Genomic DNA, 26,026 nt, shown 5'->3' on the forward strand with positions numbered 1-26,026 from the left:
AGGAGGCGCAAGATGGCACGCACCGATGGCGACAGCTGGGATCTGGCCTCCAGCGTCGGCGCAACGGCAACGTTGGTGGCAACCGGGCGGGCGATCGCCAGCCGGGATTCCCATGGGCTGATCGACGATCCGTTCGCCGCTCCATTGGTCCGCGCTGTGGGCATCGAGGTGTTCACCAAGATGGTCGATGGCGAGCTGAGTCTGGATGCGCTGGCCCAGCTCGCGCCGGAGGCCGCCGAGCGGGCCCGGTCCAACATCGACGAAATGGCCGTGCGTACCCGGTTCTTCGACGACTATTTCCTCGCGGCCGGTAAGGCGGGTGTCCGGCAGGCGGTGATCCTGGCCTCCGGTCTGGATTCGCGTGCGTACCGGCTGCCTTGGCCAGCGGGCACCATCGTCTACGAGATCGACCAGCCCGAGGTGATCGAGTTCAAGACCCGCACTCTGGCGGATCTGGGCGCGGAACCGACGGCAGAACGACGCACCGTACCGATCGACCTGCGCGACGACTGGCCGGCCGCCCTGCGGGCAGCGGGATTCGATCCGGCCAAGCCCACGGCGTGGTGTGCCGAGGGGCTTTTGATCTACCTGCCGCCGGAGGCGCAGGACCGGCTGTTCGACAACATCGCCGAACTCAGCGCACCCGGCAGTGCGGTGGCCACCGAGTTCGTGCCCGGGCTCAAGGATTTCGACCCGGAGACGGCCCGTGCCGCCACCGCGACGTTCAGCCAGATCGGTTTGAACATGGACATGCCGTCGCTCATCTACCACGGCGAAAGGCATTCGGCCGCCGACTACCTGACCGCCAAGGGCTGGAAGATGACCGGGGTGGGCCGTTCGGAGCTGTTCGGCCGCCACGGTCTGGCGGTTCCCGACCGTGACCTGAACGACCCGATGGGCGAGATCGTCTACATCAGCGGCACTCTGGACTGAGGAGCGGTCAGACGGCCCGGCCGGCTGCGGTGTACGGCTCCGTGATTGATTCGGCGTCATAACCGACAGGCGGCGGGGCCTCCGGCGTGCCGGGAATCTCGGTGCCGCTGATCGGACACCGCGCGGTCTCGGGGATTCTCACCAGCGCCACCGCACCGATCACGCAGGCCACCATCATGTAGTAGGCCGGTACCAGGTTCTCGCCGGTGAGGCTCACCAGCCAGTCGTTGACCGCGGGCGCGGTGCCCCCGAATATCGACGTCGACACGTTGTAGGCGATCGCGAAGCCCGCGTATCGGACCTGAGTGGGGAACATCGCCGGGAAGGTCGCCGAGATGGTGGCCAGCTGCGGCACGTACAACAGCCCCAGCACCGCGAAACCGATCACCGCACCGACCACGCCGGTGCCCATCAGCAGGAACATCGGCACCCCCGCCACGAACAGCCCGATCAGCGAGAACCACCACATCGGTTTACGCCCAACATGATCGGAGATGTGGCCGGCGAACGGCACGAAGATCATCATCGCCAGCATGCCGATGATGGGCACGACCAGCGACATGTCGGTGGACAGGCCGATGGTGCTCTTCAGGTAGGTGGGCATGTATGTCAACAGGGTGTAGTTGACCACGTTGAGTGCCACCACCAGTCCGCCCAGCCGCAGCACCGGTCCCCAGTACCGCAGCAGCAGATCCTTGAGTTCGGTGGAAGGTTGCGGCTCCCCCTCCCCCGCCTCGGAGAGTTCGCGGAACACCGGGGTCTCAGACAGCCGGGTACGCAGATAGACACCGATCAGCCCCAGTGGAGCGGCGACCAGGAACGGCAATCGCCAACCCCACGAACCCATCTGGTCCTCGGTGAGGATCACCGAGAAGCCCAGCATCATCAACGCGCCCAGCGAGAACCCGGCCAGCGTGCCGAACTCGAGGAAGCTGCCGAGGAATCCGCGTCGACGAGACGGAGCGTACTCGGCCATGAATGTCGCTGCGCCGCCGTACTCCCCGCCGGTGGAGAAGCCCTGGATCATCCGCAGCAGCACCATCAGCACCGGCGCCCAGACACCGATCGCGGCATACGTCGGGACCAAACCGACACACAGGGTGGAACCCGCCATCAACAGAATTGTTATGGCCAGCACCTGTTTTCGGCCGATCCGGTCTCCCAGGGGGCCCCAGACGAATCCGCCGAGTGGACGGACCAGGAAGGACACCGCGAAGGTCATGAGCGCCAGCAGTGTCGCTTGCTTCCCATCGCCGGGAAAGATCGCCGCGGATATGTAGGTCACGCCGTAGGCGTAGATACCGTAGTCGAACCATTCGGTGGCGTTACCGATCGCCGATGCGGCGACGGCACGCCGCTGAACTTCGGGAGGCGTCTCCTCCACGGTGGCCGGTTCTGCCGTTTCCGGCGAATCTGACGTCTTGCCCGTACTGCTCGTGCTGTCCGAGTGCGCGGTGCCCACGGGAACCCTCCTCGTGCCTGACGACACTGCTCCCGTCGGATCACATCTTCGACGTCGGCTGATTCAGATCAACACCGCAGGGCCAGACCGTAGTTTGATTGGCTACCTTCTGCTCCGGAGCCGACGTTACCGCGCCACGCGCCGCGATGCGAATCACCTACCGTCATCGGCGGGTCCGCATCAGAACCGGTAGTCCCCCAGCCATAGCGCGTTGGAACCGGTCACCGTGCGCCCAGCCTGGTCCAGCAAGCCGAGCACCGACTGGCCGAGGAGGTTACCGACGGCCTGCGGCAGCGAGGCCGCGGCAGGTTGCGAGGAAGGCTTGGGCCGCAACATGTCCAGCCAGGACGAACCGGGGTAGTTCAGCACTCGTACCTTGGTGTCCGGATCCAGTCCGGCCAGGACCTTGGCCCGGGTGACCGCGGCACGCAGCCCGCCGAGTTCGTCGACGAGACCGCGCTCCAGGGCATCGGCACCGGTCCATATCCGGCCTCGGGCCACCTCGTCGACCTGCTCCACCGACAGCTTCCGTCCATCTGCCACCCGCGTGATGAAATCGGTGTAGAACAGCTCGGTCTCGGCTTCGACGTGGGCGTGCTGCTCGTCGGTGAACGGCGCGTTGGAAGACCAGGCGTCGGCATTGAGGTTGGTGCGTAAGGAATCCGATCCGACCCCGAGCTTGTCCTTGAGCTCGCGCGAGACCAGCTTGCCGGTGATCACGCCGATGGATCCGGTGATGGTGCCTGCGTTGGCCACAATCTCGTCGGCCGCCATCGATACGTAGTAGCCGCCCGACGCGGCGACCGCACCCATCGAGGCGACGATGGGCTTGCCGCGCTCGCGGGTCCGAACCACCTCGCGCCAAATCGTTTCCGATGCGGTGACCGAGCCGCCGGGGCTGTCCACCCGCAGCACGATCGCCGATACGTCGTCGTCGGCGGCGGCCTCACGAAGGGCCGCGGCGATGGTGTCTCCGCCGGCGCTGGATTTACCAAGCGGCAGCACCTGCGACCCGCCGCGCCCGCTCACGATGGGACCGTGCAGTGTCACCACCGCGATGGCGGGCTTGGACTTGCGGCCCGGTATCTGCGGCGCAGGCACCTTCGGCGACGTCCGCGCATAACGCGAAAGATAAAGTCGCGGTAGGGCATCCGGGTGATTGTCGGCGTCCGCCCCGGCCTCGGTCGGGCCTCCGGAAAGTTCACCGATCCGCGAATAGGCCTCGTCACGGAACCCGATCCGGTCGATCAGGCCGGCGGTGACCGCCTCATCACGCAGCACCGGCGCCGCGTCGGCCAGCGTGTTGATTCTCTCCACGGCCAGCTGCCGTGATTCGGCGATGGCCTGCCACACCTGCGACTGCAGGTTCTCGATCATCCGGCCGTCAGCCTCGCGTTGCGCGTCGGTGTAGCCGGCTTGCGTGAAAATGTTTGCGGCGGACTTGTATTCACCGCGCGCAACGAACTGTGCCTCGATACCTACCTTGTCGAGCGCATCGCGCAGGAACATCGCGTTGGTGGCGAAACCAACCAGGCCGACCGTGCCCGACGGCTGCATCCACACCTCGCGGAACGCCGATGCCAGGTAGTAGGACAGCGTGCCGGGGTAGGTCTCAGCCCAGGCCAACGTGGGCTTGACGGCGCTGAATGCCGCGATGGCGGCACGCAGCTCCTGCACGGGGCCGGGGGCGGCGGCGGGCAGCTGGACGCGCGCGATCAGCCCGGCCACCCGATCGTCCTCGGCGGCACGGTGGATCGCCGCGACGGCCTGCCGCAGAACAAGCGGCCGGCCGCCGCCCGAGATCACGGCCAGCGGGTCGAAACCGGTGGTCTCCGGCGGCATCGACTGCAGGTCCAACTCCAGCACACACCCGTTGGGCACTCCGTTGTGCCGAGCGGTGTCGACGCGCCGGACCAACGTCTTGAGATCGTCCTGGCCGGGCAGCCCTGGGAGAAAAGCGAACATGAACCGAGCCTACCGATCCGCGGATTCTGCGCGCGTCGACGAGAAGTCGCCGGCCACCGGGTCCACCGTCGTACCGTGAGACAGGTGACGTTCTCCATCTCGCTCCCGCAGCTCGATCACGACGGCTTCGACGACACGGGTTTCAAGGCATATCTGGCTCGCGCCGAGGAACTCGGGTTCGAGGGCGGTTGGACGATCGAGCAGACCGTCGGCCCCGCACCGACGATCGCCCCGCTGGAGCTGCTGTCGTATGCCGCGGCGGTCACGACGACGCTGCGGTTGGGCGTGGCGGTCCTGATCACTTCGCTACACGACCCGCTGCAGTTGGCTTCCGCGATCACCGCGGTGGACCGGCTCAGCCACGGCCGCCTCGACGTCGGGGTCGCACCCGGCGGCAGCTTCCGGCAGTTCCCGGCCTTCGGGGTCGACTCCTCGACGTTCATCTCCAGCTTCACCGAGGGCCTGGAGCTGATGAAGGCTGCCTGGTCGGATGAACCCCGGATCACTTTTCACGGCCGGTTCCGTGACGTCGACGACCTGGCCATCAGCCCCAAACCCGTCCAGCGTCCGCACCCGCCGATCTGGTTCGGCGCCAACGCGCCGGCGGCACTGGCGCGGGCGGTGCGCCACGGCGATGCGTTTCTCGGGGCCGGTTCCTCGACCACCGCGGCCTTCGCCGAGGCAGTACGCACGGTGCGCCGGGAGATCGACGAGCAGGGCAAGGATGCGGCGGCCTTCCGGATCGGCAAGCGGGTGTACCTGATCGTCGACGACGACACGGCCCGGGCGCGGGATCGGGTGGACGCGGGCCTGCGGCGGATCTACGGGGACACGTCCTGGCTGGCAGATGTGGCCGTGGCCGGCACCGCGGACGACGTGGTGCGGGGCCTACGCGAGGTTCTCGATGCGGGCGCGCAGACCATCGTGCTCAACCCCACGGGCGCAAGCGTCGCCGAGGACCGCGAGCAGATGGAACGCCTGGCCGCAGATGTGATCCCGCAGCTCACCTAGATCCGTCCACCCCACCGCGAGCGTGGATCATCTGCGAGATTTCGCGGCTTTTCTCGCAGAGGTTCCACGCTCGCCGAACCCATGGCGCTCAACGCAAAAAGCCCCCGCCGAAGCGGGGGCTTTTGTGTCTGCTCGCGCAGAGAAACTACAGTTCGGTGGCCGAACCGCCGGCAGCGGTGATGGCCTCACGGGCGCTACCGCTGAACTTGTTGGCGGTCATGTCGACCTTGACGGCCAGCTTGCCGTCGCCGAGCACCTTCACCAGGCTGTTCTTGCGAACGAGGCCCTTGGCAACCAGCTCGTCGACACCGATGGTGCCGCCCTGCGGGAAGGCCTTGGTGATGTCGCCGACGTTGACGACCTCGTACTCGGTCCGGAAGCGGTTCTTGAAGCCCTTGAGCTTCGGCAGCCGCATGTGGATCGGCATTTGGCCACCCTCGAACGTCGCGGGGACGTTCTTGCGGGCCTTGGTTCCCTTGGTACCACGACCGGCGGTCTTACCCTTGGAGCCTTCACCACGACCCACGCGGGTCTTGGCCTTCTTCTCCCCGGGGGCGGGCCTCAGGTCGTGCAACTTAATGACGCTCATTTGACTTCCTCCACCTCGATGAGGTGATGAACGGCCTTGATCAGACCGCGGGTCTGCGCGTTGTCCTCACGAACCACCGACTGACGAATCTTCTTCAGTCCCAGGGTCCGCAGGCTTTCACGCTGCTTCCAGCGTGCGCCGATGGTTCCGCGCACCTGGGTGATCTTCAGCTCTGCCATGGTTATGCCGATCCCTCACGCGCTGCTGCGGCAGCCAGCGCTTCGCTCTCGCGCCGGGCCTTCAGCATGCCGGCCGGCGCAACGTCCTCGAGGGGCAGACCGCGACGGGCCGCCACCTCTTCGGGACGCTGGATCATCTTCAGCGCGGCAACGGTGGCGTGCACCACGTTGATCGCGTTGTCGCTGCCCAGCGACTTGGCCAGGATGTCGTGCACGCCGGCGCATTCCAGCACCGCGCGAGCCGCACCACCGGCGATCACACCGGTACCGGGGCTGGCGGGGCGCAGCATGACCACACCCGCGGCCGCCTCACCCTGGACCGGGTGGACGATGGTGCCACCGATCAGCGGGACACGGAAGAAGTTCTTGCGAGCTTCCTCGACACCCTTGGCGATGGCGGCCGGAACTTCCTTGGCCTTGCCGTAGCCGACGCCGACCATGCCCTTGCCGTCACCGACGATGACCAGAGCGGTGAAGCTGAAGCGCCGACCACCCTTGACCACCTTGGAGACGCGGTTGATGGTCACCACGCGCTCGATGTAGTTGCTCTTCTCACCGCTGTCGCGGCCACCACGGCCACCGCGGTCGTCGCGGCGGCCGCGGCCACCACGGTTGTCGGAAGCGCCTGGGCCGCCGGCACCAGTTGCCTGCTCGGCCATCATGCAGTCCTCTCGTTGACAGTCATCAGAATTTCAGCCCGCCCTCGCGCGCGGCATCCGCCAGCGCGGCGATCCGGCCGCCATAGGTGTAGCCACCACGGTCGAACACCACGGTGTCGACGCCGGCAGCCTTGGCGCGCTCGGCGATCAGCTGACCGACCCGAACGCTGTGCGCCTTCTTGTCACCCTCGACGGCGCGAACGTCGGCCTCGATCGACGAGGCAGCCGCCAGCGTGACGCCTTCCAGGTCGTCGATGAGCTGGACGTGGATGTGCCGTGCCGAGCGGTTGACCACCAGACGCGGGGTCGCGGCGGTGCCGGAGACCTTCTTGCGGAGCCGGGCGTGCCGACGCAGCCGTGAGTTGCGGCGGGTCTCAGAGATGTTCTGCCCCACCGGCTTGCGGACGGCGGCAGCTTCAGTCTTTGCAGCCATGGTTACTTACCTGTCTTTCCGACCTTGCGGCGGATCTGCTCACCCTCGTAACGCACGCCCTTGCCCTTGTACGGGTCGGGGCGGCGCAGGCGGCGGATGACCGCGGAGATCTGACCGACCTTCTGCTTGTCGATACCTGTGATCGAGAACTTGGTGGGCGTCTCGACGGCGAAGGTGATGCCCTCGGGCGCCTCGATCACCACGGGGTGGCTGTAACCGAGCGCGAACTCCAGGTTGGAACCCTTGAGTGCGACGCGGTAGCCGACGCCGAAGATCTCCATCTTGCGGGTGTAGCCCTCGGTGACACCGGTGACCAGGTTGGCCACCAGGGTGCGGGACAACCCGTGCAGGGAGCGGCTGCGCCGCTCGTCATCGGGACGGCTGACCACGATGGCGCCGTCTTCGTTGCGCTCGACGGTGATCGGCTCGGCGACGTCCAGGGTCAGCGTGCCCTTGGGGCCCTTGACCGAGACGTTGCGGCCGTCAATCGTCACATCGACCCCGGCGGGAACCAGGACCGGCTGCTTACCAATACGCGACATGTCTTCTATCCCCTCACCACACGTAGGCGAGGACTTCGCCGCCCACGCCGCTTCGTGCCGCCTGACGGTCGGTGAGCAGACCCGAGGACGTGGAGATGATCGCCACGCCCAGGCCGCCGAGCACCCGAGGCAGATTGGTGGATTTTGCGTAAACCCGCAGACCGGGCTTGCTCACGCGGCGGAGGCCGGCGATGCTGCGCTCACGGCTGGGGCCGTACTTGAGCGAGACCACCAGGGACTTGCCGACGCGGGCGTCCTCAGTGCGGTAATCGGAGATGTAGCCCTCTTTCTTGAGGATCTCGGCGATGTTCGCCTTGATCTTCGAGTGGGGCAGAGTCACCTCATCGTGGTACGCCGAATTGGCGTTGCGCAGACGTGTCAAAAAGTCTGCGATCGGGTCAGTCATCGTCATGACAACCGGCTCACCTTCCTCGCGGCGGTTCCCTCTTCAGGGCCTTCCGCAACCTGTTTGGATTGGTCTGTGGTCTGCTGCGCTCGCGCGCGGTGCCTGCTGGGTGTTACCAGCTGGACTTCTGCACGCCGGGCAGCTCACCCGCGTGCGCCATCTCGCGCAGGCAGATACGGCACAGCCCGAACTTGCGGTAAACCGAGTGCGGGCGACCGCACTTGTTGCACCGCGTGTACGCGCGAACCGCGAACTTGGGCTTCTTGTTGGCCTTGTAGATCAACGCCTTCTTTGCCATGTGCTCAGTTCTCCTTGAAGGGGAAGCCCAGCGCCTTCAGCAGCGCACGGCCTTCGTCGTCGTTGGTCGCCGAGGTGACCACGGTGATGTCCATGCCGCGGGGACGGTCGATGGAATCGACGTCGATCTCATGGAACATCGACTGCTCGTTGAGGCCGAAGGTGTAGTTACCGGTGCCGTCGAACTGCTTGCCGTTCAGGCCGCGGAAGTCGCGGATACGGGGCAGGGCGATGGAGATCAGCCGGTCCAGGAACTCCCACATCCGGTCGCCGCGCAGCGTGACGCGCGCGCCGATGGGCATGCCCTCACGCAGCTTGAACTGTGCAATGGACTTGCGGGCCTTGCGGATCTCCGGCTTCTGGCCGGTGATCAGGGCCAGATCGGCAACCGCGCCGTTGATCAGCTTGGCGTCGCGGGCGGCGTCGCCGACGCCCATGTTGACGACAACCTTGACGACGCCCGGGATCTGCATGACGTTGTCGAACTCGAACTGCTTGTTCAGCGACTCACGGATCTCTTCGCGGTAGCGCTGCTTGAGCCGAGGCTGAACCTTCTCAGGTGCGGTCATCAGATGTCCTTGCCATTGGTCTTGGCGATGCGGACCTTCTTGCCGGTCTCTTCATCGACGCGGTAACCCACACGAGTCGGCTTGCCGTCGGAATCGACGACCATCACGTTGGACACGTGGATCGCGGCTTCCTGGGTGACGATGCCGCCCGACGATGCGCCGCGCTCGTTCTGTGACTGCGCGGTGTGCTTCTTGATCCGGTTGACGCCCTCGACCAGGATCTTGTCGCGGGTCGGGTAGGCCTCGATGACCTTGCCCTTCGCGCCCTTGTCCTTACCCGAGACCACCAGCACGGTGTCGCCCTTGTGGACCTTCATTTACAAAACCTCCGGAGCCAGCGAGACGATCTTCATGAACTTCTTCTCGCGCAGTTCGCGACCGACCGGCCCGAAGATGCGGGTGCCGCGGGGGTCGTTGTCGGCCTTGATGATGACGGCGGCGTTCTCGTCGAACTTGATGTAGCTGCCGTCGGCGCGGCGGCGCTCCTTGACGGTGCGCACCACGACGGCCTTGACGACATCGCCACGCTTGACGTTGCCGCCCGGGATGGCGTCCTTGACGGTCGCGACGATGATGTCGCCGATACCGGCATAGCGTCGCGATGAGCCACCGAGCACGCGGATGCACAAGATTTCCTTGGCGCCCGTGTTGTCGGCGACCTTCAACCGCGATTCCTGCTGAATCACTCGATCTCCTGACCTGGATTTGTATGCACGCCAGATACCGACCTGGACGTGCGCGGTCTTTGTTTCCGAAGGGCACGCAGAGCTGACTCAAAACAGCAGTCAACCGAGGTCTGCCCAAGGCAACCCCTACATAGTAGGTGAGCACGGCGAATGCGCCAAATCGCGGCACTTTACCCGTCGAGCGTGGGTCCTGGCCTCAGCTCACCACGCAGCGAAACCCGATGTGCGTCGTCGAGCTGTCCTGCGACTGCGGTGACCGCGCTGCTGGACGGTACCGGTGACAGTACTCCGGTGCACATAGGTGCGAACCACCCTTGAGCACCTGGTTAACGGTCGGATCCGCCACCAACTCCGGCGTCGCCGGCCGGGCGGATCCCGCAGGTGGGCAGCACGCCGGGGCGTCGGCCGCCAACCGGTGCTGCCCCATGAACCGCGTCGTGGTCCACTCCCACACGTTGCCGATCATGTCGAGAAGGCCGAATGCGTTCGCCGGGAAGCTGCCGACCGGCGACGTGCCGTGCCAGCCGAGCGCGCCGTCGTTGCGATACGGGAACCGGCCCTGCCACGTATTGGCCATGAGCGTTCCACCGGGAGTCACCTCGTCGCCCCAGGCGTAGATCCCCTCGACTCCCCCACGCGCCGCGTACTCCCACTCCGCCTCGGTGGGGAGCCGGCGCCCGGCCCAGGCCGCGTAGGCCGCGGCGTCGGGATAGGCCACCTGGACGACGGGGTGCTCGGGGGCGGCAGCGTCGCGATCGGGCCCGAACGGGTGGCGCCAGTCGGCGCCGGGCGCCCAGTCCCACCACTGCCGCCAGTCCCGCAGGTCGACGGGGCCATCGGCAGGCCTGAACACCAGCGCCCCGGGCACCAGATCGGCCTCGTCCACCCCGGGATACAGCGCCGGGTCCATCGGCCGTTCGGCGATCGTGACGTACCCGGTGGCCTCGACGAACGCGCCGAACTGGGCGGTGGTGACCGGACACTTCTCGATGGCGAATGCCCCGACGGTCACGGAGTGGACCGGGGCCTCCTCGGGGTAGAACGCCGTCGAACCCATCTGGAAGGCCCCGCCCGGCAGTTCGATGAGTTCGGTGACCACGGCACCGAGGCTAGTCGGGCCCGGCATCGGCCGATTCAGCCAGGCATCGTGATTCCGAAGTCGGCCAGCATCGCCGTCCTGGCTTCGTCGAATCCCGGCGTTTCACTCGGGGCTTCGAGGCGCACGACGGCCAGGAAAGCCCCCTGATTGGTCCACACGTGAACGATCCGGTCGGCGTATTCGATGCCCTTTCCGGGCCGCTCCGCCAGGGTGCCCATCAGCTTCTGCCCGCTGTACCCGCACAGGTCACCGGGGAGCACGCTGACACTGTTGATCGGGTACTTCGCGACGCGGTCGCCGGCGTACTGCTCAAAATCTGCCCGGGCGGTCCGCGTCGTCGGGGTGAGCGTGATCTCGGCGGTCATCCCTGCCGGGCCGGTCAGCCGTACCGCTGCCGCATGCGGTGTCACCTCGGTGAACCCTTCGGGCACGGCGACGGTGAGCGTCGGCGAGCCGGGCGCCTGGCTCCCGGCGGTGAGGGTCGGGCCGGCCGGGGGCGGGCAGGTGACCTCGCCGGCGGCCAGCACCCTTGTGGTGGTCGGCTCGACGCCGTAAGCAGGCACGGCGAACTCCGACGGCCGTTCCCGCTGAGGTGTTGTCACGGGAAGCGTCGTGACAGGCCCCGCCGAGGTCGTGGTGGGAGCGAGCGGATCCGCGATGTCGACGCCGCCCCCGCAGCCCGACAATGCCAGCAGCGTCAACGCACCGGCGCCCACTCTGATCGCGTTCACTCTCATCGACAGCCCTCAGTCCTTGGAGAACGCGACGGCGAGTTCCCGCTCGAGGTCCTGATATGGCTCGCCCGACAAGTCCACGGTGACCTGCCCGATGGTGCCGCCGGTGAAGGCGAACGGAGCCCGGTATTGCTGCGACACCGCCGATCCCGTGTTGCGGCCGATGCAGATACCGCCCCCGGCGAGCGCGAACATGCCGGGGTGCGTTTGCATTCCGTCCAGCGTGGCCACCGCGGCATCGTCGACGTACAGGGTGGTGTCCCCGAGTGGGGTATGGCTGCCCTCGACGGTGCCGGTGCGCTGGTACTGCACACCGAAGATGTGCCGTCCCAATGGGATCGGATCCGGCGAGACCAGTGACTGCTCGTGCTCACCGAGGAAGTTGTAGACGTAGTGCAACCGCCCGTCGGCGAGGAACAGCACGTGACCGCCGTGTGCGCCGCCCTGCTTGAACAAGACGCCTTGCGCGTCGGCGCCGTCCGCGGTGACATCGGCGAGCACGGTGAACGACTGCCCGCGCAGTTCGGCGGCCGCGCCCAGGCCGACTTCCGCGGTGTTCGGGTAGTAGGTGTAGCGCGACCGCTCGCCGACCAGGTAGGGCCGCCACCGGGTCATCGTCTCGAGGATGTTCAGGTCGGCCAGCGGCAGCCCGTTGTACTTGTCAGCTTCGCTGAACCACAGCTCCTTGAGTTCGGCGAGTTTATCCGGATGTTCAGCGGCCAGATCGTGGCATTGACTCCGGTCGGCTTCGATGTGGAAGAGCTCCCAGCGGTCGGCATCGAAGTGGGACCAGCCCGACGGGGTGGCCGCATGGACGGTGTTGGCGAACCAGCCTCTGTGCCAGATTCCGCGGGTGCCGAGCATGGTGTAGAACTGGGTCTCCTTGCCCGTCGGCGCGTCCGGATTGTCCAGGGCCACCTTGAAGCTCATACCGTCCAGCGGCTTCTGCGGAACCCCGCGCACGCTCGCGGGCGGGGTGATGTCAAGCAGGTCGTAGATCGTCGGGGTGATGTCGCAGACGTTGATGTAGTTGTCGCGCACCGCACCGTGGGCACCGATGCCGTTGGGCCAGGAGATGATTGCGGTGTCGGCGATTCCACCCTCATGCGAGGCGTAGCGCTTGAACAGCTTGTAGGGCGTGTTGAACGCCATCGCCCACCCGATCGGGTAGTGGTTGTAGGTCTCCGGCGAGCCCAACCGGTCGATGAACCTGAGCCCTTCCTCGGCGGTGTCGATATAGCCGTTGAAGAACTTCGTTTCGTTGACCGACCCGTTCGGCCCACCCTCGCCGCTGGCCCCGTTGTCGGAGATCACCACGATGATCGTGTTGTCGAGCTGTCCTGTCTCCTCCAGGAAGTCCAGCACCCGGCCGATCTGGGCATCGGTGTAGGACAGGAACCCGGCGAACACTTCGGCCATCCGGGCGAACAGCCGCTTCTCATCGGCCGACAACGATTCCCACGGCCGGACGGTGTCCTGCGGGGGCCACGATTCACCGTTGGGCCCCTTGACATCCGCGTAGGGGTTGACCGGTGACAGCTCCGTGTCGGGCGGCACGATACCCAGCCGTTTCTGATTCTCCAGCACGACGTTGCGGTAGGCCTCGTAGCCCATGTCGAACCGCCCGGCATACCGGTCGGCCCACTCTTTGAACACATGGTGCGGGGCATGGCCGGCTCCTGGGCACAGGTAGGTGAACCAGGGTTTGTCGGGGGCGATCATCTTGGCGTCGCGGATGAACTCGATGGTCTTGTCGGCCAGGTCCTGCGACAGGTGATAGCCCTCCTCGGGCGTCGCCGGTGGTTCGACCGGATGGTTGTCGTACACCAGGTCCGGATACCACTGATCGGTCTCGCCGCCCATGAAGCCGTAGAACCGTTCGAAACCGCGCGAGCACGGCCAATGACGTTTGGTGGCAGCAAGATTGGATTCTTCCAACGGAGTCAGGTGCCACTTGCCGACGCAGTATGTGTTGTAACCGTTCTCGGCGAGGACCTCCGGGAGCAGGGCGGTCTCGTACGGAATCCGGCCGTTGCAGTTCGGGAATCCGTCGGTGAACTCCTCGATGGTGGCCATCCCGACCGTGGTGGCGTTACGTCCGGTGAGCAGTGAGGCGCGGGTGGGCGAGCACAGCGCCGTGGTGTGGAACTGTGACAGCCGAACTCCGCGTTCGGCGATGCGGCTCATCGCGGGCATGTCCACCAAGCCACCGAAACAGTCCCAGGTGGCGATACCGGTGTCGTCCCACACCAGGTACAGGACGTTGGGGGCATTCTCGACGGCGGTGGGTGCCGCGTAGGGCCCCCAGTCCGGTTCGGAATCCCTGATGTCCAGTTCGATCTTGCCGTTGAACTCGGTTGCCATGGCGACCTCACTCCGGTAGGCGATTCAGCACCGGTAAGACTGATCGCGGAGGAGATTACACCTGCTCGCCGGCGTTTACCGGGGAAATTGACGTTGCCGGCGGGTAATGTCCCGCATCCGGTTGATCGCTGAGACCCCTTAGCGGACCGGCCATCCGAGCCACGACCGGGGAGCCCACGGCCAGGGTGGCCAGCACCGCCGACACCACGACGGCACCGGATGCACCGTGCGCGTCGGCTGCCACGCCGGCGAGGGCCGTACCCGCGGCCCCGCCCACGAGTGCCGCACTGTTGAGCCAACCGAACGCCTCTGCCGCCGAATGTTCTTCGATCTCGCGCGACACCATGAGATACAGCGCGGACATCGCCGGGGCGAAACCCAATCCGGACACGAACAATGCGCAGAACTGCAGGAGCAGATTGTCGACGAGGCCGAACACGCCCGTCCCGGCGGCCACGATTCCCAGCGCCGCCACGAGGCCGGCGAGCCCGAATCGCCGGTGTCCGAACGCCAAGCCGCCGACCAGGGACCCCACACTTGCCACCGCGATCGCCAGACCGGCGGTGACACCGGTGCGTCCGAGGGCGGCAACGACGCCGACTTCCAGTGCCATGAACGACGCGACGAGCGCGAGGCTCGCGACCATCGCGAGGATGACCGCACGGTTGGCGACCACCCGGCCGAATGCAGACGCGCCACTGCCCCTCTGGGGCCGAAGGTGCCTGGCGCTCAGCAGAAACCATCCCGTGCCGGCAACGGTGACGCTCGCGGACACCACCAACGGGATGGCGGTCGACAGCGTCGAGGCCAGGAAGGTCGTGGCCACCGGGCCGACAACCCAGATCAGTTCCTGCGCAGTGGTATCGAACGCGAACAACGCGCGGACCCCGTCGCTGGGCACCAGCTGTGGGTAGAGCGCCCGAACCACCGGCATCAGCGGCGGCACGGATGCGCCGACGAGCACCCCGAGCATCAGCAGCAGCGGCTCAGAGGCACCGGCGAACGCCAGCGCCAGCATGGCGGCGCCGTTCGTCAGGGCCGCAATGATCAGGATCATCGTCATGGCTCGCCCGGCGAGGCGCGCGGTCACGGGCATCGCCAGCGCTTCCCCGATGCAGACGCATGCCACAGCAGCACCGGCCAGTGCGTAAGACCCGGTCTTGGACTGGACGTGAAGGAGGATCGCCAGGTTGAGCATGCCCAACGGCAGGCGGGCGAACAACTGGGAAGCAGTCACGTTCAGCACGCCCGGGGTCCGGAGCACGTCGCGATACACCCGCATGACCCTCTTCTCCATGTGACTCGACCGACGTGACCCGGACTTACTATACCGTCCAGACGGTATAGTTCCACCGTGTTGTCGTAAGCTCTCGGAATGGCTTCGTCGCGGGACCGCATCCTCGACGCCTACGAGGACGTACTAGCCGTCGAAGGCGAGCGCTACGCCACCCTCGACGCGGTGGCCGCCAAAGCGGGCGTGTCGAAAGGCGGTCTGCTCTACCACTTTCCGTCCAAGGACCGTCTCGCCGCCGCATTGTGCGACCGACTTCTGACGCTGGCGGCCGAGGATGTGCAAGCGATGCTGACAGCCGCGGAGGGGCCTGCCCGCTACTACATCCGGTCCTCGCACTACGCGGGCACGCCGCTCGATCGGACCCTGGTGGCGGTGTCCCGGTTGCAGCAGGCGGGTGACAGTCACGCGCGGACGGTCATCGAGACCGTCTCGGCGGATTGGCTGAACGTCCTGCACGACGCACTCGGCGATCTCGACGTGGCCCGCGCGGTGAAGCTCATGGGCGACGGGCTGTACTACAGCGCGCTGCACCGCGCACTCGGCGGCCACGTCGTGGAGGCCGGCCAGGACGACGGCTTGCTGGCAGTGATCGATCGGATCACTGCCACCTCAGACCCCGCTCAGTGACGGCGGCTGGGCCCGGGTGCGCGCCGCCTGTCGACCCATCCACCACTGCAGCAGCAGGAGCGGAAGCGTCCAGCCCAGCCAGGCGCCCATACCCGCGACCACCCAGAGATACTTCTCCTCGCTCCCGCCGAAGACGCTGTCGCGCAACGGCTCGAAACCCAGGTACAGCACCGGCGCCCAGATCCTGTTGGTGATGATCGACATCGTCAGCGTCGCACTGCGCAGCATCTGGCGTCGATGTGCGCCGAACCGGCGCTGCCGCCCCGCAACGAAGCCGTCGACGGTGAACCAGAGCCACAGCACCCCGAGAGCGACGTCACTGGCCCGCACTATCGGGCCGAACGGCGTCGCCGCCCCGATCACCACGGCGCAGACGGCCGCCGGGATCGCCGTCGCCACATAGACGCGTCCGATACGCCGGTGCAGAACCGGGTGACGATGCCGCAGGCCCGGCCAGATCTGCGCCACCGCGCACACCATCGCAGTGCTCGCGAAGAGAACGTGCCCGACCAGCAGCGGATAGTGCAGCCCGAAGGTGGACTGCACCCGGGTGCCGCCGGTCAGATACGGCGGTATCGAGTACGCCAGAAACACCACGACGATCACCGCGAGCGCCGTGGCCGGCCGACTGGAGCGCCTAATTGCGTATGGCATACGCAAAAGGGTATGCCATACGCATCCGGCTGTCACTGATTACGCTGATCCTCAATGACCGGCCCCGATACCCCGCTCCCCCGCGCGTTACGCCTGCTCTGGCAACCGGACCCGGCGCCGCGCCGGTCGCGGGGCCTTACCCGGGATGCGATCGTCACGGCAGCCGTCGAACTGGCCGACTCCGACGGGCTCGCCGCCCTGTCGATGGCACGGCTGGCCGAGCGACTCGGGTGCGGCACCATGTCCCTCTACCGGCACGTGGCCAACAAAGACGAGCTGGTGACGTTCATGCTCGCCACCGGACCCGGCCCGCCGCCGACGACGCCCGAGGGCTCGGATTGGCGTGGCGCACTATCGAATTGGGCTCATGAGCTGTGGGGCGTCTACCACCGCCATCCATGGATCCTGCAGACGGCGTCGACCGGCCTGCCCGCCGATCCCGGCCAGCTGGCCTGGCTGGACGCCGGCTTGGCCACCCTGTCGGGCACGGGACTGACCGAGCGCGAGAAGCTCACCGCGGTCATCGCAGTGCTGATTTTCACGCGGGGCTCGGCGGCGTTGGCCGTCGAAGCCCGCGATGTGGATGACCGCGAGTACCCCGGGCTCCTGCGCCGCCTGGTGACCTCGGCCCGGTTCCCCGCACTGGCAGCCGCGATCGAAAGCGGGGTGTTCGACCAACCCGACGATGACCCGATGACCGAATTCCGTTCCGGCCTGGACCAACTGCTCGACGGCATCGCCGCCAAGGCGGGGTGAGCGTGGGCGTCTACCGCCGGTAGGACTCCAGGCGCGCGGCAATACCGTCGAGTAGAAGGTCCAAAGCCGACTCGCACGCGCTCTGCCGCATCGACTCGTCGAGCAACCGACTGGTGGCGGCGATGTTCGGATGCGTCTGGGCGGGTAACCGCGCATAGGTGTCGCGCCACGTGTCTTCGTCGCGCTGCTGATGCTCGGTGGGCAGGGCTTCGAAGGCGGCATCGAGTGCCGCGAACCCCAGCATCTGATCGACGAAGGCGTGATATACCTCGACGGCTTCCCGGTCCGGAAATCCGGCCGACCGCAGGATCCCCAAAACCGTTTCGATGACCTGGATTTCGTGGTCGCTCCCGGTCACCCGGCTAGCCGCCAGGACCCCGGCCTGCGGGTGCTCAAGGTAGACGCGGTGGATGCGCAAACCGAGATCCCGCATGTCCTCTCGCCAGCGACCGGTCGGCTCCCAGCCCTCGACGACACGTCGCAGGAGTTCGTCGGTGATGGCCAGCACCACGTCCTCAATACCGGGGAAGTAGCGGTACAGCGCGGTCGGGTCGGCCCCGAGCGCCGTACCGAGGCGCCTGACGGTCAGGCCGACCGCACCGTGATGTTGCAGCACTCGCAACGCAGCGTCGACGATCAGCTGCTCGGACAGCACCACGCCATGCTTCGTCTGTCTCCGTCGCTGCCGCGGAGATTGCGACTTCAAGGTTCGACCCATCCGCCTTGCCTTCCGGTGCTTACGTCAACACCCTTGACCCATTTTGCGGCGCTCCTGTGTCATGGCGCACAACGAATTGTGATCTGGGCCCAGGTCACAACCGGTGCGCCGGCCGATCGGCCAACGCCCACCGAATCAGATCGACACGAGGAGACAGCTGATGCCTGCTGCGCCGGCGACCATCGTATTCACCGGAGGCCCGGTCTTGACGATGGATGCCGCGCGATCTCGGGTGGGCGCCGTCGCGGTCACCGGAAATCGGATCACCGCAGTCGGAAACGGCGCCCGGGAGCTGATCGGACCCGACACCGAGGTCGTCGACCTGGCCGGCAGGCTGCTCATCCCCGGCTTCCAGGATGCCCACGTCCACCCGGTGGCAGCAGGCGTCGAGCGCATGACATGCGACCTGCTCGACTGCGACGACGCCGCCTCGACCCTGGCGGCCATCGGCGCGTACGCCGCGGCGCAGCCGGACCGGGACTGGATCACCGGCGGCGGTTGGTCCCTGGACGCCTTCGACGGCGGCATCCCCACCGCCCGGATGCTCGATTCCGTGGTTGCCGACCGCCCGGCGTACCTGCCCAACCGCGATCATCACGGAGCGTGGGTGAACTCCCTGGCCCTGCGGATCGCCGGGATCACCGACGACACCCCCGATCCGCCCGGCGGACGTATCGAACGCGACGCCGACGGAGTTGCGACCGGCATGCTGCAGGAAGCCGCGATGGACCTGGTCGCGGCATTCGTGCCGCGCCCTACGGAGGACCAGCTGTACCGGGCTCTGCTGAACGCACAGAGCCATCTGCACTCGCTGGGCATCACCGCGTGGCAGGACGCGATGCTGGGCAAGTACGCCGCCGTGCCGGATGCCGAGAAGGCGTACCGCCGTGCCGTCGACGAGCGGACCCTGACCGTCCGGGTCGCGGCGGCACAGTGGTGGGAACGCGACCGGGGCGCCGAACAGATCCCGGAGATGGTCGAACGCCGAGAGGCATTGCGGCACGGACGCCTGTCCGCCAACACGGTCAAGGTCATGATCGACGGGATCGCCGAGAACCAGACGGCCGCCCTGCTGGAGCCTTATCTGGACCGGTGCGGTTGCTGCACGAGCAACGCCGGTATCAGCTTCGTGGACCCGAAAGCCTTGCAACAGTATGTTGTAGAGCTCGACGCACTCGGATTCCAGGTGCATTTCCATGCGCTCGGCGACCGCGCGGTCCGCGAGGCTCTCGATGCGGTCGAGGCGGCCCGGCGTGCCAACGGTTTTCGCGACACCCGACCCCACCTGGCACACCTGCAGGTGGTCGATCCGGACGACATTCCGCGGTTCCGCACCCTGGGTGCGACGGCGAACATGCAACCGCTGTGGGCCTGCTACGAACCGCAGATGGACGAGCTCACCATTCCCTTCCTGGGCGAGCAGCGAGCCCGCCAGCAGTACCCGTTCGGGGACCTGCTGCGAGCCGGCGCGGTACTCGCCGCCGGCAGCGACTGGCCGGTCAGCAGCGCCGATCCGATGGAGGGTATCCACGTCGCGGTCAACCGCCTGGCGCCCGGCACGTCGGAGCGCCGGGTCTTCCTCCCCGAGCAGCGCATCGACCTCACTGCTGCGATCGCGGCATACACAGCAGGGTCGGCCTACGTGAACCACCTCGACGACACCGGGGTGATCCGACCTGGCTATCTCGCCGATCTCGTTGTTCTCGACCGGGATCCGTTCGCACTACCGGCCGAGGAGATCGCACAGACCCGTGTGGCGCGAACGTACGTCGACGGCGAACTCGTCTACAGCGACACCGTCCCGGCACCGACCACCCGGTGACCACCCGCCCCAACGATCGAAGGAACCGGCATGACCGAAGCCAGCCTCGCCGAGGCACCGGCGCGAGCACAAAAGCCCGAAACCGCAATACAATTGCGCAAGATCACCAAGCAGTTCGGGGGCGCAACGGCGGTCGGTGGCGTCGACCTCGACATCCGGGCAGGAGAGTTCCTGTCGCTGCTGGGACCGTCCGGCTGCGGCAAGACGACGCTGCTGCGGATGATCGCGGGGTTCGAGGAGCCGGACGACGGGGACATCCTGCTCGACGGCTCGTCGATCGTCGGACTGCCGGCGAACAAGCGACCGGTCAACACCGTGTTCCAGTCCTACGCATTGTTCCCGCACATGACCGTCGCGGAGAACGTCGCCTACGGGCTGCGTCAGCAACGTACCCCGAAAGCCGAGATCGGCCGCAGGGTCGGCGACGCGCTGCGGCTGGCCAGGATGGAGAGCTTCGCCGATCGCAATCCGAAGAAACTCTCCGGCGGACAGCAGCAGCGGGTGGCGCTGGCGCGGGCGCTGGTGAACCGGCCCAAGGTGCTGCTGCTCGACGAACCGATGTCGGCCCTCGATCGCAAGCTGCGCGAAGAAATGCAGGTGGAACTCAAGCTGATTCAACTACAGCTGGGCATCACCTTCGTGTTCGTCACGCATGACCAGGAGGAAGCGCTGTCGATGAGTGACCGGGTGGTGGTCATGCGCGACGGCGCCATCCAGCAGATCGGCACCCCAGCCGAGATCTACAAATCACCCGCGAACTCGTTCGTCGCCGGGTTCATCGGGAAGCAGAACTTCCTCAATTGCATGGTCTCCGGCCCGGATACGCTCACCGGACCTGACTTCACGATCCGGCCCGACCACGCCACGATGGACGGTCATGCCACCGGCAAGCCGGTGATCGCGGTGGTGCGGGCCGAGTCCATCTCGGTGAGCCCCGCCGTGGGCGAAACCCCGATCAACGCGGTCGACGGCATTCTGGCCAACGTCTCCTTCCTCGGAGAGACGGTCCAATACGTGGTGAAGACCGACTCCGGGTTGGAGCTGCTGTCCCGGATGCCGGCGGGCAGTGCCCAACACCTGGAGCTGCACTCAGCCGTCCGATGCAGCTGGGACGGCGACCCGGTGCACGTCTTCGCGGCGGCTCCGTCGAATATCGCGACGGCTGGGTGAATCAGGTGGACAGACTACGAATCCTGGCCTCCCCCAGCGATGCCCGGCGAATCACCAGGCGCAGCCTGCTCGCCGGATTCGCCGTGGCGGGAGCCGGTCTGGCGATGTCCGGCTGTTCGAAGGGCGGCGTGCCGTCCCCGGCTGCGGACGGACAGATGGAGGACAAACTCAACATCTACTCGTGGGGCGACTACGACGACCCGGACAACCTGGCGGAATTCGGCCGGCGCGGTATCACCGTCCAGGTCGACAACTTCGGCTCCAATGAGGAACTCGTCGCCAAGCTCGGCGCGGCCCGGGGCACCAGCGGTTATGACATCGTCGTTCCGACCGGCAGTTACGTCCCCATGATGGCGCACGCCGGCCTACTGGAGAAGCTGGACCATTCGTACCTGCCCAACCTCGCCAACGTCGAACCCATCTATCGGCACCAGCCCTGGGACCGGAACAACGAGTACGCGGTGTGCAAGAACTGGGGCACAACAGGATTCGTCTACGACACGCGAGTGATCGACCGCGAGCTGACGTCGTGGCGCGACTTTCTCGACGCTGCACAGAACGAAGCGCGGGGCAAGACCACGGTGCTGGAGGATCCGTGGGAGGTGTGCGCAATCTATTTCGCGGCCAACGGCATCAACCCGAACACCACCGACGGACGCGATCTGGACGCATGTGAGCAATACATGGTCGACAAGATCGCGCCGACAATCTCGGCATTCGTGTCCCAGGTGTCAGCGCAACTGGCGCAGCGGCAATTCGCCCTGATGCACGCGTTCAACGGTGACGTGCGCCTGGCCCTGCTCGAAGACAACGATCCGGACCGCTGGCGTTTCGTGTTCCCGACCCCCACCGCCAACCTGTGGATGGACACGTGGGCCATAGCCAAGGGCGCCAAGCACCCCGACGCCGCCCACGCATTCATCAACTACATGCTCGAACCCGAGATCGGCATGAAGGAGATGGAGTACATCGGCTACCCGACCGGATTGACCGGCCAGCGGGACCTGGCTGAGCAGAACGAGGTTGAGATGACGGATCTGATCTATCCCCCGAAGGCGACACTCGACCGGTTGACCCCCGGCGAAGTCACCGAGGCCACGCCCCGGCTCGTGAAGATCCTGAACCGCATGCAGGCCGGAGCCGCGGCATGAGAAAGCTCTCCGCTGGAACGAGATCGACTGCCACGCTGTCCTTCCCACTGTGGGCGTATCTGGTCTTCTTCTTCCTGATTCCGACCACACTGATCGGCTGGTACAGCTTCGGGTACAAGCCCGACATCTACACCGCACGGTCCAACGACCGGCTGTCGTTCGACCGCTACGTCGAAGCCACCGACGCGACATTCCTGAGCACGTTCTTGAACACCCTGCGCATCGCCGGCCTCGGAACCCTGATCTGCCTGGCGGTCGGCCTGCCGTTCGCGTACTGGCTGGCAGTCAAGGTCGCTCCGCGCTGGCGCGCAATGCTGCTGGCCTTGGTGCTGATCCCATTCTGGACGAACTTCCTGGTTCGCACCCTGGGCTGGCAGATCATGCTCTCCCCAGAGGGTTTCGTCTCCGGTGCACTGAACAAGCTGGGCTTGATGGACGGCCCGCTGTCGGTGCTCTACACCCAGACCGCGGTGCAGATCGGGGTGGTCTACAACTATCTCCCCCTGATGATCATGCCGCTGTACGTCGCGCTGGAGCGGTCGGAGGCAAGCATGCGCGAGGCCAGTCACGACCTCGGCGCGGGCCGTCTGCGAACGTTCCTCGACGTGACGGTCCCGACCGCGCTGCCCGGCATCGCGGCCGGCTGCTTGCTGGTGTTCATCCCGCTGATGGGCGACTACATCACGGCGTCGGTACTCGGTGGCGCGCAGGGAAACATGGTCGGCCAGTTGGTCGCAGCGCAGTTCAACGTCGCCCAGAACTGGGCGCTGGGATCGGCCATGTCGATCGTCCTGATGACCTTCATCCTCGTCACCGTGGCTGCCGTCGGCCTCGTCGCCCTCACCGTCAAGACCCTCATCAAGCGGTCGCGCCGCGTCACCATTCCTGAAGGGGCACAAGCATGACCGAAACACTCGAGCGTCCCGCACCCGAGGTCGCGGCGGCGCCGCGCAGGCGCCGATCCCGGGATCTGATCGCTCTTGGCCTGCGGGTCTGGGGCATCGTGGTATACGCGTTCCTGTTTCTGCCGATCATCGTGATCGTCGCGTATTCGTTCAATACCGGCCGAATTCTCGCTGCGTGGCAGGGATTCGGGTTCAGCGCCTACACGAGCGCGTTCGACAACATCATGATCAAGAACTCGGTGCTCACCTCGCTGCAGGCCGCGGTCGGGGCCGCGGTGCTGTCCACGATCCTCGGCACGCTGGGCGGATTGGCGCTGGCCCGGTCCCGCAACGGCAATCGCTGGGCGACGGCACTGACCGCCATCCTCGCGGTCACCCTGGTCACACCCGAAGTGGTGACCGGCATTTCGTTGCTGCCCTGGTTCGTGACCCTGGGCACCGACGCCGGCTTCCTGCCGATGAACAACGGCTTGATCCGCCTGGTCATCTCCCACACAGTCATGTCGGTAGCCGTGGTGACATTCATCATCCGGGCGCGGATGCAGGGCACCGATCTACGACTTGAGGAGGCCGCAGCAGACCTGTACGCCGGCAAGTGGAACGCATTCCGTCAGATCACGCTGCCACTGGCCTTCCCCGCGATCCTGGCCGGCGCCCTGATGTCGTTCACACTGAGCCTGGACAACACCATCGTGTCGAGCTTCGTCCAGCTTCCCGGCTCAACACCGTGGCCGGTGTACATCTTCTCGTCACTGAAGGTGGGTCTTCGGCCTGAGGTGGCTGCGGTGTCGACCTTGATGCTGGTGCTCACGCTGATCGCGCTCGGCGCCGTGGCGTTTGTGCTCCGCCGCAGCGGCGCTGGTTCACAAGAGATCGCCCAGACCCTGGCCGGGGGCTGACGCGGTCGGAAGGCCGATCGTGCGGCACTGTCGCGAACGCGCATCCCCGGACGGCGCTTTCAGCCGGTCACACCGGCCCCTTGCAAAGATGGAGATGTCTGGGCTTCGAGGTACTTGTGCCGAGGATTGCGGTCAGTATGTGGCCGCAATCCTCGGTGTAGAGCTCAACACAGCACGCTGACACAGACATTCGTCAGAGCGTGAAAGGCCCGCGACCGGCTTCGCTCGGCCGACGTCCGTTCCGGACCTAGGCGATGTACACCTTCCGCAGCGTCTCGCGCACCGTCCACGTGGTGTGTTGCCCCTCGTACAGGCGAACGAGGCTGCCTGGACGCAGATCGATCGCCGGGGAACCGTCGTCGAACGCGACGGTCCCGTCACCGCTGAGAACGACGAACACCTCGTCGGCCTCCACATCGCGGGACACCCCGGGCGTGTGTTCCCAGACCCCGATGGTCACGTCCGACAACTCGGTCAGGTCTCGATGCGCCGTCGTCGGCGCCCCGTCCACCACCAGCTCGTCGGCGAGCGGTGTGTGGTCGAGCGCCAACGCGGCGGCGTCGACGGCATTGCCGGGCAGCGCTGCGTTCTCGCTCATGAATCGAACCCCAGCCCGACGGCATCGAGCGCCTTGAGCAGGACGTTGCGGCGCCCCTCACGGTGGTCGGCCCGGTCCAGCGCCCAGCGGGTGGCCTGAATCCCGGCCGATGCCAACGGTTCCGGCGGGAATGGCAGCGGCATCGACTTGACCATGTCGACTTCGGTGCGCGCCGTCGGTTTACCGGCGAAACGGTCGAGCATGACCTCGGCGGCGAACCGCGTGGCCGCGACGCCGAGCCCGGTGAACCCGGCGGCGTATCCGACCCGGTCTCCGTACGCGGAGCCGAAGAACGCGCAGAATCGCGTCGAGGTGTCGATCACGCCGGCCCAGCGATGGGTGAAGTTGACATCCTCGAGTTGTGGGAACGTCGTGAAGAAGTGGCCGGCGATCCGGCGGTAGGTGGCATCGCGGTCCTCGTACTCAGGCCGGATCTGCCCGCCGAAGTGGTAGACAGCGTCGTACCCGCCCCACAGGATGCGGTTGTCTTTCGACAACCGGTAGTAGTGGAACTGGTTCGACATGTCGCTGATGCCCTGCCGGTTGGTCCAGCCGATTTCGGCCAGCTGGGCATCGGTCAGCGGTTCGGTCATCAAGGCGTAGTCGTAGACCGGCACCGTGTGGTAGCGGTACCGCTTCAACAGCGACGGAAAGCCGTTGGTCGCCAAGATCACTCGGTCGGCCTGCACCGACACCCGCTCGGTACGGACCGAGAGTGGCCCGCGGAGCCGGCCGCGCCCGAGACCGAGCACCTTGCTGTTCTCGTAGATTTCCACACCGAGTTCAGTTGCGGCACGGGCGAGTTCGCTCGCCAGCTTGGCGGGGTGAACCATCGCGGTGGTGTCCTTCGACCACACTCCGGCCAGGTACGTCGGGGAGTTGACCTCGGCGCGGATCGCCTGCTGGTCGAGGTAGACCTGGCCCGGCTGCACGGCGGCGGAGGCCAGTTCGGCGGCCTGGTACGGCTCGAGCGCGACCGCGAGCGAACCGGTCCGTTCGAAGTCACAATCAAGGCCCAGTGAGTCGACGGTGTTCTCGATGCCGTCGAGGTTCTCCAACCCGAGCCGGTCGAGGACATCCATCTCATCGGGCCAGCGGTTGCGGCCGTTCTGCTCACCGTGGGTGAGCGACGCTTCGACGAAGCCGCCGTTGCGGCCCGAGGCCGCCCAGCCGATCGTCTGGCCCTCGATCAGGGCAACCCGGATACCGGGATCCCGTTGCTTTGCCAGCAGCGCCGACCACAGGCCGGTGTAGCCGCCGCCGACCACCACCAGGTCGTACCGGGAGGACACCTTGGTCAGCCCCGGGTAGCCGGGCTGAGCAGGTACGTCATCGAGCCAGAAGGGCTGAAGGGTGGCGTTGGCCAGCGAACGGTCGACGAGGCTGGCGGCGGGAGCGTTTCGTTCGAAAACGGTTTGCACGGGTATCTTCCTAGACGGTGGTGTACCACCAGTAAGAAGTATTTCCCGCACTACCTCAAGGGTGTTGACGTAAGCGCCCGCAT

At 66.4% G+C, this 26,026-nt stretch carries 29 protein-coding genes; 9 read left to right on the plus strand and 20 right to left on the minus strand.

Going from position 1 to position 26,026, the window contains the following annotated elements; genetic code table 11:
- Positions 1-12: 12 nt before the first annotated feature.
- Complete coding sequence (locus tag ACWEFV_RS18775; RefSeq protein WP_450071252.1) at positions 13-933, plus strand: class I SAM-dependent methyltransferase; 921 nt, start codon at positions 13-15, stop codon at positions 931-933.
- A gap of 7 nt (positions 934-940) precedes the next feature.
- Here the strand turns inward: ACWEFV_RS18775 and ACWEFV_RS18780 are convergent, their stop codons facing one another.
- Complete coding sequence (locus tag ACWEFV_RS18780) at positions 941-2,317, minus strand: MFS transporter (RefSeq protein ID WP_450071412.1); 1,377 nt, start codon at positions 2,315-2,317, stop codon at positions 941-943.
- Positions 2,318-2,575: 258 nt separating this feature from the next.
- On the minus strand, positions 2,576-4,360 hold the full coding sequence (gene sppA / locus ACWEFV_RS18785; RefSeq protein WP_450071253.1) for a signal peptide peptidase SppA: 1,785 nt from the start codon (positions 4,358-4,360) through the stop codon (positions 2,576-2,578).
- Between the two features lie 84 nt (positions 4,361-4,444).
- Here sppA and ACWEFV_RS18790 point away from each other — a divergent pair, with 84 nt between their 5' ends.
- Positions 4,445-5,371, plus strand: coding sequence for an LLM class flavin-dependent oxidoreductase (locus ACWEFV_RS18790; protein ID WP_450071254.1), 927 nt, complete (start codon positions 4,445-4,447; stop codon positions 5,369-5,371).
- Positions 5,372-5,516: 145 nt separating this feature from the next.
- Here ACWEFV_RS18790 and rplO read toward each other — a convergent pair whose 3' ends face one another.
- The 14 genes from rplO to ACWEFV_RS18860 all read right to left on the minus strand — a co-directional run bounded on the left by rplO (position 5,517) and on the right by ACWEFV_RS18860 (position 15,210).
- A complete protein-coding gene (gene rplO / locus ACWEFV_RS18795) occupies positions 5,517-5,960 on the minus strand; it encodes a 50S ribosomal protein L15 (RefSeq protein WP_450071255.1) in 444 nt (147 codons plus the stop codon).
- Positions 5,957-6,139: a 50S ribosomal protein L30 gene (rpmD, locus tag ACWEFV_RS18800; RefSeq protein WP_044516182.1), complete on the minus strand. Its 183-nt coding sequence runs from the start codon at positions 6,137-6,139 to the stop codon at positions 5,957-5,959. Before rpmD ends, rplO begins: the two co-directional genes overlap by 4 nt.
- Before the next feature lie 2 nt (positions 6,140-6,141).
- On the minus strand, positions 6,142-6,798 hold the full coding sequence (gene rpsE / locus ACWEFV_RS18805) for a 30S ribosomal protein S5 (protein ID WP_135452898.1): 657 nt from the start codon (positions 6,796-6,798) through the stop codon (positions 6,142-6,144).
- 25 nt (positions 6,799-6,823) lie between these two features.
- Positions 6,824-7,231, minus strand: coding sequence for a 50S ribosomal protein L18 (rplR, locus tag ACWEFV_RS18810; RefSeq protein ID WP_135452897.1), 408 nt, complete (start codon positions 7,229-7,231; stop codon positions 6,824-6,826).
- A 2-nt stretch (positions 7,232-7,233) separates the two neighbouring features.
- Positions 7,234-7,773, minus strand: a complete 540-nt coding sequence (gene rplF, locus ACWEFV_RS18815) for a 50S ribosomal protein L6 (RefSeq protein ID WP_044516177.1) — start codon at positions 7,771-7,773, stop codon at positions 7,234-7,236.
- 13 nt (positions 7,774-7,786) lie between these two features.
- Complete coding sequence (rpsH, locus tag ACWEFV_RS18820) at positions 7,787-8,185, minus strand: 30S ribosomal protein S8 (protein WP_029106887.1); 399 nt, start codon at positions 8,183-8,185, stop codon at positions 7,787-7,789.
- A 106-nt stretch (positions 8,186-8,291) separates the two neighbouring features.
- Complete coding sequence (locus tag ACWEFV_RS18825; RefSeq protein ID WP_135452896.1) at positions 8,292-8,477, minus strand: type Z 30S ribosomal protein S14; 186 nt, start codon at positions 8,475-8,477, stop codon at positions 8,292-8,294.
- Between the two features lie 4 nt (positions 8,478-8,481).
- Positions 8,482-9,045: a 50S ribosomal protein L5 gene (rplE, locus tag ACWEFV_RS18830; RefSeq protein WP_044516174.1), complete on the minus strand. Its 564-nt coding sequence runs from the start codon at positions 9,043-9,045 to the stop codon at positions 8,482-8,484.
- Positions 9,045-9,362, minus strand: coding sequence for a 50S ribosomal protein L24 (gene rplX, locus ACWEFV_RS18835; protein WP_135452895.1), 318 nt, complete (start codon positions 9,360-9,362; stop codon positions 9,045-9,047). Before rplX ends, rplE begins: the two co-directional genes overlap by 1 nt.
- Entirely contained in the window at positions 9,363-9,731 is a 369-nt protein-coding gene (gene rplN / locus ACWEFV_RS18840) for a 50S ribosomal protein L14 (protein WP_029106885.1), read from the minus strand.
- A gap of 196 nt (positions 9,732-9,927) precedes the next feature.
- Positions 9,928-10,830, minus strand: coding sequence for a formylglycine-generating enzyme family protein (locus tag ACWEFV_RS18845; protein WP_450071256.1), 903 nt, complete (start codon positions 10,828-10,830; stop codon positions 9,928-9,930).
- Between the two features lie 35 nt (positions 10,831-10,865).
- Positions 10,866-11,567 (minus strand): hypothetical protein, encoded by a 702-nt coding sequence (locus tag ACWEFV_RS18850; protein WP_286174676.1) that lies wholly within the window; start codon positions 11,565-11,567, stop codon positions 10,866-10,868.
- 9 nt (positions 11,568-11,576) lie between these two features.
- Positions 11,577-13,928 carry an arylsulfatase gene (locus ACWEFV_RS18855; protein ID WP_450071257.1) on the minus strand — a complete coding sequence of 784 codons (2,352 nt, stop codon included), beginning with the start codon at positions 13,926-13,928 and terminating at the stop codon, positions 11,577-11,579.
- Positions 13,929-13,983: 55 nt separating this feature from the next.
- A complete protein-coding gene (locus ACWEFV_RS18860; RefSeq protein WP_450071258.1) occupies positions 13,984-15,210 on the minus strand; it encodes an MFS transporter in 1,227 nt (408 codons plus the stop codon).
- Positions 15,211-15,303: 93 nt separating this feature from the next.
- Here ACWEFV_RS18860 and ACWEFV_RS18865 point away from each other — a divergent pair, with 93 nt between their 5' ends.
- Positions 15,304-15,849, plus strand: coding sequence for a TetR/AcrR family transcriptional regulator (locus ACWEFV_RS18865; protein ID WP_450071259.1), 546 nt, complete (start codon positions 15,304-15,306; stop codon positions 15,847-15,849).
- Here the strand turns inward: ACWEFV_RS18865 and ACWEFV_RS18870 are convergent.
- Positions 15,832-16,503: a DUF2306 domain-containing protein gene (locus ACWEFV_RS18870; RefSeq protein WP_450071260.1), complete on the minus strand. Its 672-nt coding sequence runs from the start codon at positions 16,501-16,503 to the stop codon at positions 15,832-15,834. The genes ACWEFV_RS18865 and ACWEFV_RS18870 overlap by 18 nt on opposite strands.
- A gap of 54 nt (positions 16,504-16,557) precedes the next feature.
- Here ACWEFV_RS18870 and ACWEFV_RS18875 point away from each other — a divergent pair, with 54 nt between their 5' ends.
- Complete coding sequence (locus tag ACWEFV_RS18875) at positions 16,558-17,259, plus strand: TetR/AcrR family transcriptional regulator (protein WP_450071261.1); 702 nt, start codon at positions 16,558-16,560, stop codon at positions 17,257-17,259.
- A 10-nt stretch (positions 17,260-17,269) separates the two neighbouring features.
- On the opposite strand, the gene ACWEFV_RS18880 is transcribed toward ACWEFV_RS18875, so the two are convergent.
- Positions 17,270-17,914 (minus strand): TetR/AcrR family transcriptional regulator, encoded by a 645-nt coding sequence (locus ACWEFV_RS18880; protein ID WP_450071262.1) that lies wholly within the window; start codon positions 17,912-17,914, stop codon positions 17,270-17,272.
- Positions 17,915-18,137: 223 nt separating this feature from the next.
- Between ACWEFV_RS18880 and ACWEFV_RS18885 the strand changes: the two genes are divergently transcribed.
- Genes ACWEFV_RS18885 through ACWEFV_RS18905 form a run of 5 tightly spaced genes read left to right on the plus strand, consistent with a single transcriptional unit; the run spans position 18,138 to position 23,924 of the window.
- Positions 18,138-19,799 carry an amidohydrolase gene (locus ACWEFV_RS18885; protein WP_450071263.1) on the plus strand — a complete coding sequence of 554 codons (1,662 nt, stop codon included), beginning with the start codon at positions 18,138-18,140 and terminating at the stop codon, positions 19,797-19,799.
- Between the two features lie 30 nt (positions 19,800-19,829).
- Positions 19,830-20,969 (plus strand): ABC transporter ATP-binding protein, encoded by a 1,140-nt coding sequence (locus ACWEFV_RS18890; protein ID WP_450071264.1) that lies wholly within the window; start codon positions 19,830-19,832, stop codon positions 20,967-20,969.
- A 5-nt stretch (positions 20,970-20,974) separates the two neighbouring features.
- Positions 20,975-22,120 carry a polyamine ABC transporter substrate-binding protein gene (locus ACWEFV_RS18895; RefSeq protein ID WP_450071265.1) on the plus strand — a complete coding sequence of 382 codons (1,146 nt, stop codon included), beginning with the start codon at positions 20,975-20,977 and terminating at the stop codon, positions 22,118-22,120.
- Entirely contained in the window at positions 22,117-23,025 is a 909-nt protein-coding gene (locus ACWEFV_RS18900) for an ABC transporter permease (protein WP_135452886.1), read from the plus strand. Before ACWEFV_RS18895 ends, ACWEFV_RS18900 begins: the two co-directional genes overlap by 4 nt.
- Complete coding sequence (locus ACWEFV_RS18905) at positions 23,022-23,924, plus strand: ABC transporter permease (RefSeq protein WP_450071266.1); 903 nt, start codon at positions 23,022-23,024, stop codon at positions 23,922-23,924. The genes ACWEFV_RS18900 and ACWEFV_RS18905 overlap by 4 nt, the downstream gene beginning before the upstream one ends.
- A 247-nt stretch (positions 23,925-24,171) precedes the next feature.
- Here ACWEFV_RS18905 and ACWEFV_RS18910 read toward each other — a convergent pair whose 3' ends face one another.
- Together ACWEFV_RS18910 and ACWEFV_RS18915 are read right to left on the minus strand one after the other, a co-directional pair.
- Positions 24,172-24,522: a cupin domain-containing protein gene (locus ACWEFV_RS18910; RefSeq protein ID WP_450071267.1), complete on the minus strand. Its 351-nt coding sequence runs from the start codon at positions 24,520-24,522 to the stop codon at positions 24,172-24,174.
- The gene (locus ACWEFV_RS18915) at positions 24,519-25,943 is read right to left on the minus strand and encodes an NAD(P)/FAD-dependent oxidoreductase (RefSeq protein WP_450071268.1); all 1,425 of its coding nucleotides are present in this window, start codon (positions 25,941-25,943) and stop codon (positions 24,519-24,521) included. The genes ACWEFV_RS18910 and ACWEFV_RS18915 overlap by 4 nt, the downstream gene beginning before the upstream one ends.
- Positions 25,944-26,026 lie beyond the last annotated feature (83 nt).

It is taken from the genome of Mycobacterium sp. NPDC004974 (assembly GCF_053600815.1).

Coding starts and splice junctions, on each gene's coding strand:
- rpmD (WP_044516182.1), bottom strand. CDS start 6,139: ATGGCAGAGCTGAAGATCACCCAGGTGCGCGGAACCATCGGCGCACGC.
- rplR (WP_135452897.1), bottom strand. CDS start 7,231: ATGGCTGCAAAGACTGAAGCTGCCGCCGTCCGCAAGCCGGTGGGGCAG.
- rplX (WP_135452895.1), bottom strand. CDS start 9,362: ATGAAGGTCCACAAGGGCGACACCGTGCTGGTGGTCTCGGGTAAGGAC.
- ACWEFV_RS18850 (WP_286174676.1), bottom strand. CDS start 11,567: ATGAGAGTGAACGCGATCAGAGTGGGCGCCGGTGCGTTGACGCTGCTG.
- rplO (WP_450071255.1), bottom strand. CDS start 5,960: ATGAGCGTCATTAAGTTGCACGACCTGAGGCCCGCCCCCGGGGAGAAG.
- ACWEFV_RS18885 (WP_450071263.1), top strand. CDS start 18,138: ATGCCTGCTGCGCCGGCGACCATCGTATTCACCGGAGGCCCGGTCTTG.
- ACWEFV_RS18875 (WP_450071261.1), top strand. CDS start 16,558: ATGACCGGCCCCGATACCCCGCTCCCCCGCGCGTTACGCCTGCTCTGG.
- ACWEFV_RS18900 (WP_135452886.1), top strand. CDS start 22,117: ATGAGAAAGCTCTCCGCTGGAACGAGATCGACTGCCACGCTGTCCTTC.
- rplF (WP_044516177.1), bottom strand. CDS start 7,773: ATGTCGCGTATTGGTAAGCAGCCGGTCCTGGTTCCCGCCGGGGTCGAT.
- sppA (WP_450071253.1), bottom strand. CDS start 4,360: ATGTTCGCTTTTCTCCCAGGGCTGCCCGGCCAGGACGATCTCAAGACG.
- rplE (WP_044516174.1), bottom strand. CDS start 9,045: ATGACCGCACCTGAGAAGGTTCAGCCTCGGCTCAAGCAGCGCTACCGC.
- ACWEFV_RS18855 (WP_450071257.1), bottom strand. CDS start 13,928: ATGGCAACCGAGTTCAACGGCAAGATCGAACTGGACATCAGGGATTCC.
- ACWEFV_RS18775 (WP_450071252.1), top strand. CDS start 13: ATGGCACGCACCGATGGCGACAGCTGGGATCTGGCCTCCAGCGTCGGC.
- ACWEFV_RS18905 (WP_450071266.1), top strand. CDS start 23,022: ATGACCGAAACACTCGAGCGTCCCGCACCCGAGGTCGCGGCGGCGCCG.
- ACWEFV_RS18860 (WP_450071258.1), bottom strand. CDS start 15,210: ATGCGGGTGTATCGCGACGTGCTCCGGACCCCGGGCGTGCTGAACGTG.
- ACWEFV_RS18870 (WP_450071260.1), bottom strand. CDS start 16,503: ATGCCATACGCAATTAGGCGCTCCAGTCGGCCGGCCACGGCGCTCGCG.
- rpsE (WP_135452898.1), bottom strand. CDS start 6,798: ATGGCCGAGCAGGCAACTGGTGCCGGCGGCCCAGGCGCTTCCGACAAC.
- ACWEFV_RS18865 (WP_450071259.1), top strand. CDS start 15,304: ATGGCTTCGTCGCGGGACCGCATCCTCGACGCCTACGAGGACGTACTA.
- rpsH (WP_029106887.1), bottom strand. CDS start 8,185: ATGACGATGACTGACCCGATCGCAGACTTTTTGACACGTCTGCGCAAC.
- ACWEFV_RS18890 (WP_450071264.1), top strand. CDS start 19,830: ATGACCGAAGCCAGCCTCGCCGAGGCACCGGCGCGAGCACAAAAGCCC.
- ACWEFV_RS18910 (WP_450071267.1), bottom strand. CDS start 24,522: ATGAGCGAGAACGCAGCGCTGCCCGGCAATGCCGTCGACGCCGCCGCG.
- ACWEFV_RS18825 (WP_135452896.1), bottom strand. CDS start 8,477: ATGGCAAAGAAGGCGTTGATCTACAAGGCCAACAAGAAGCCCAAGTTC.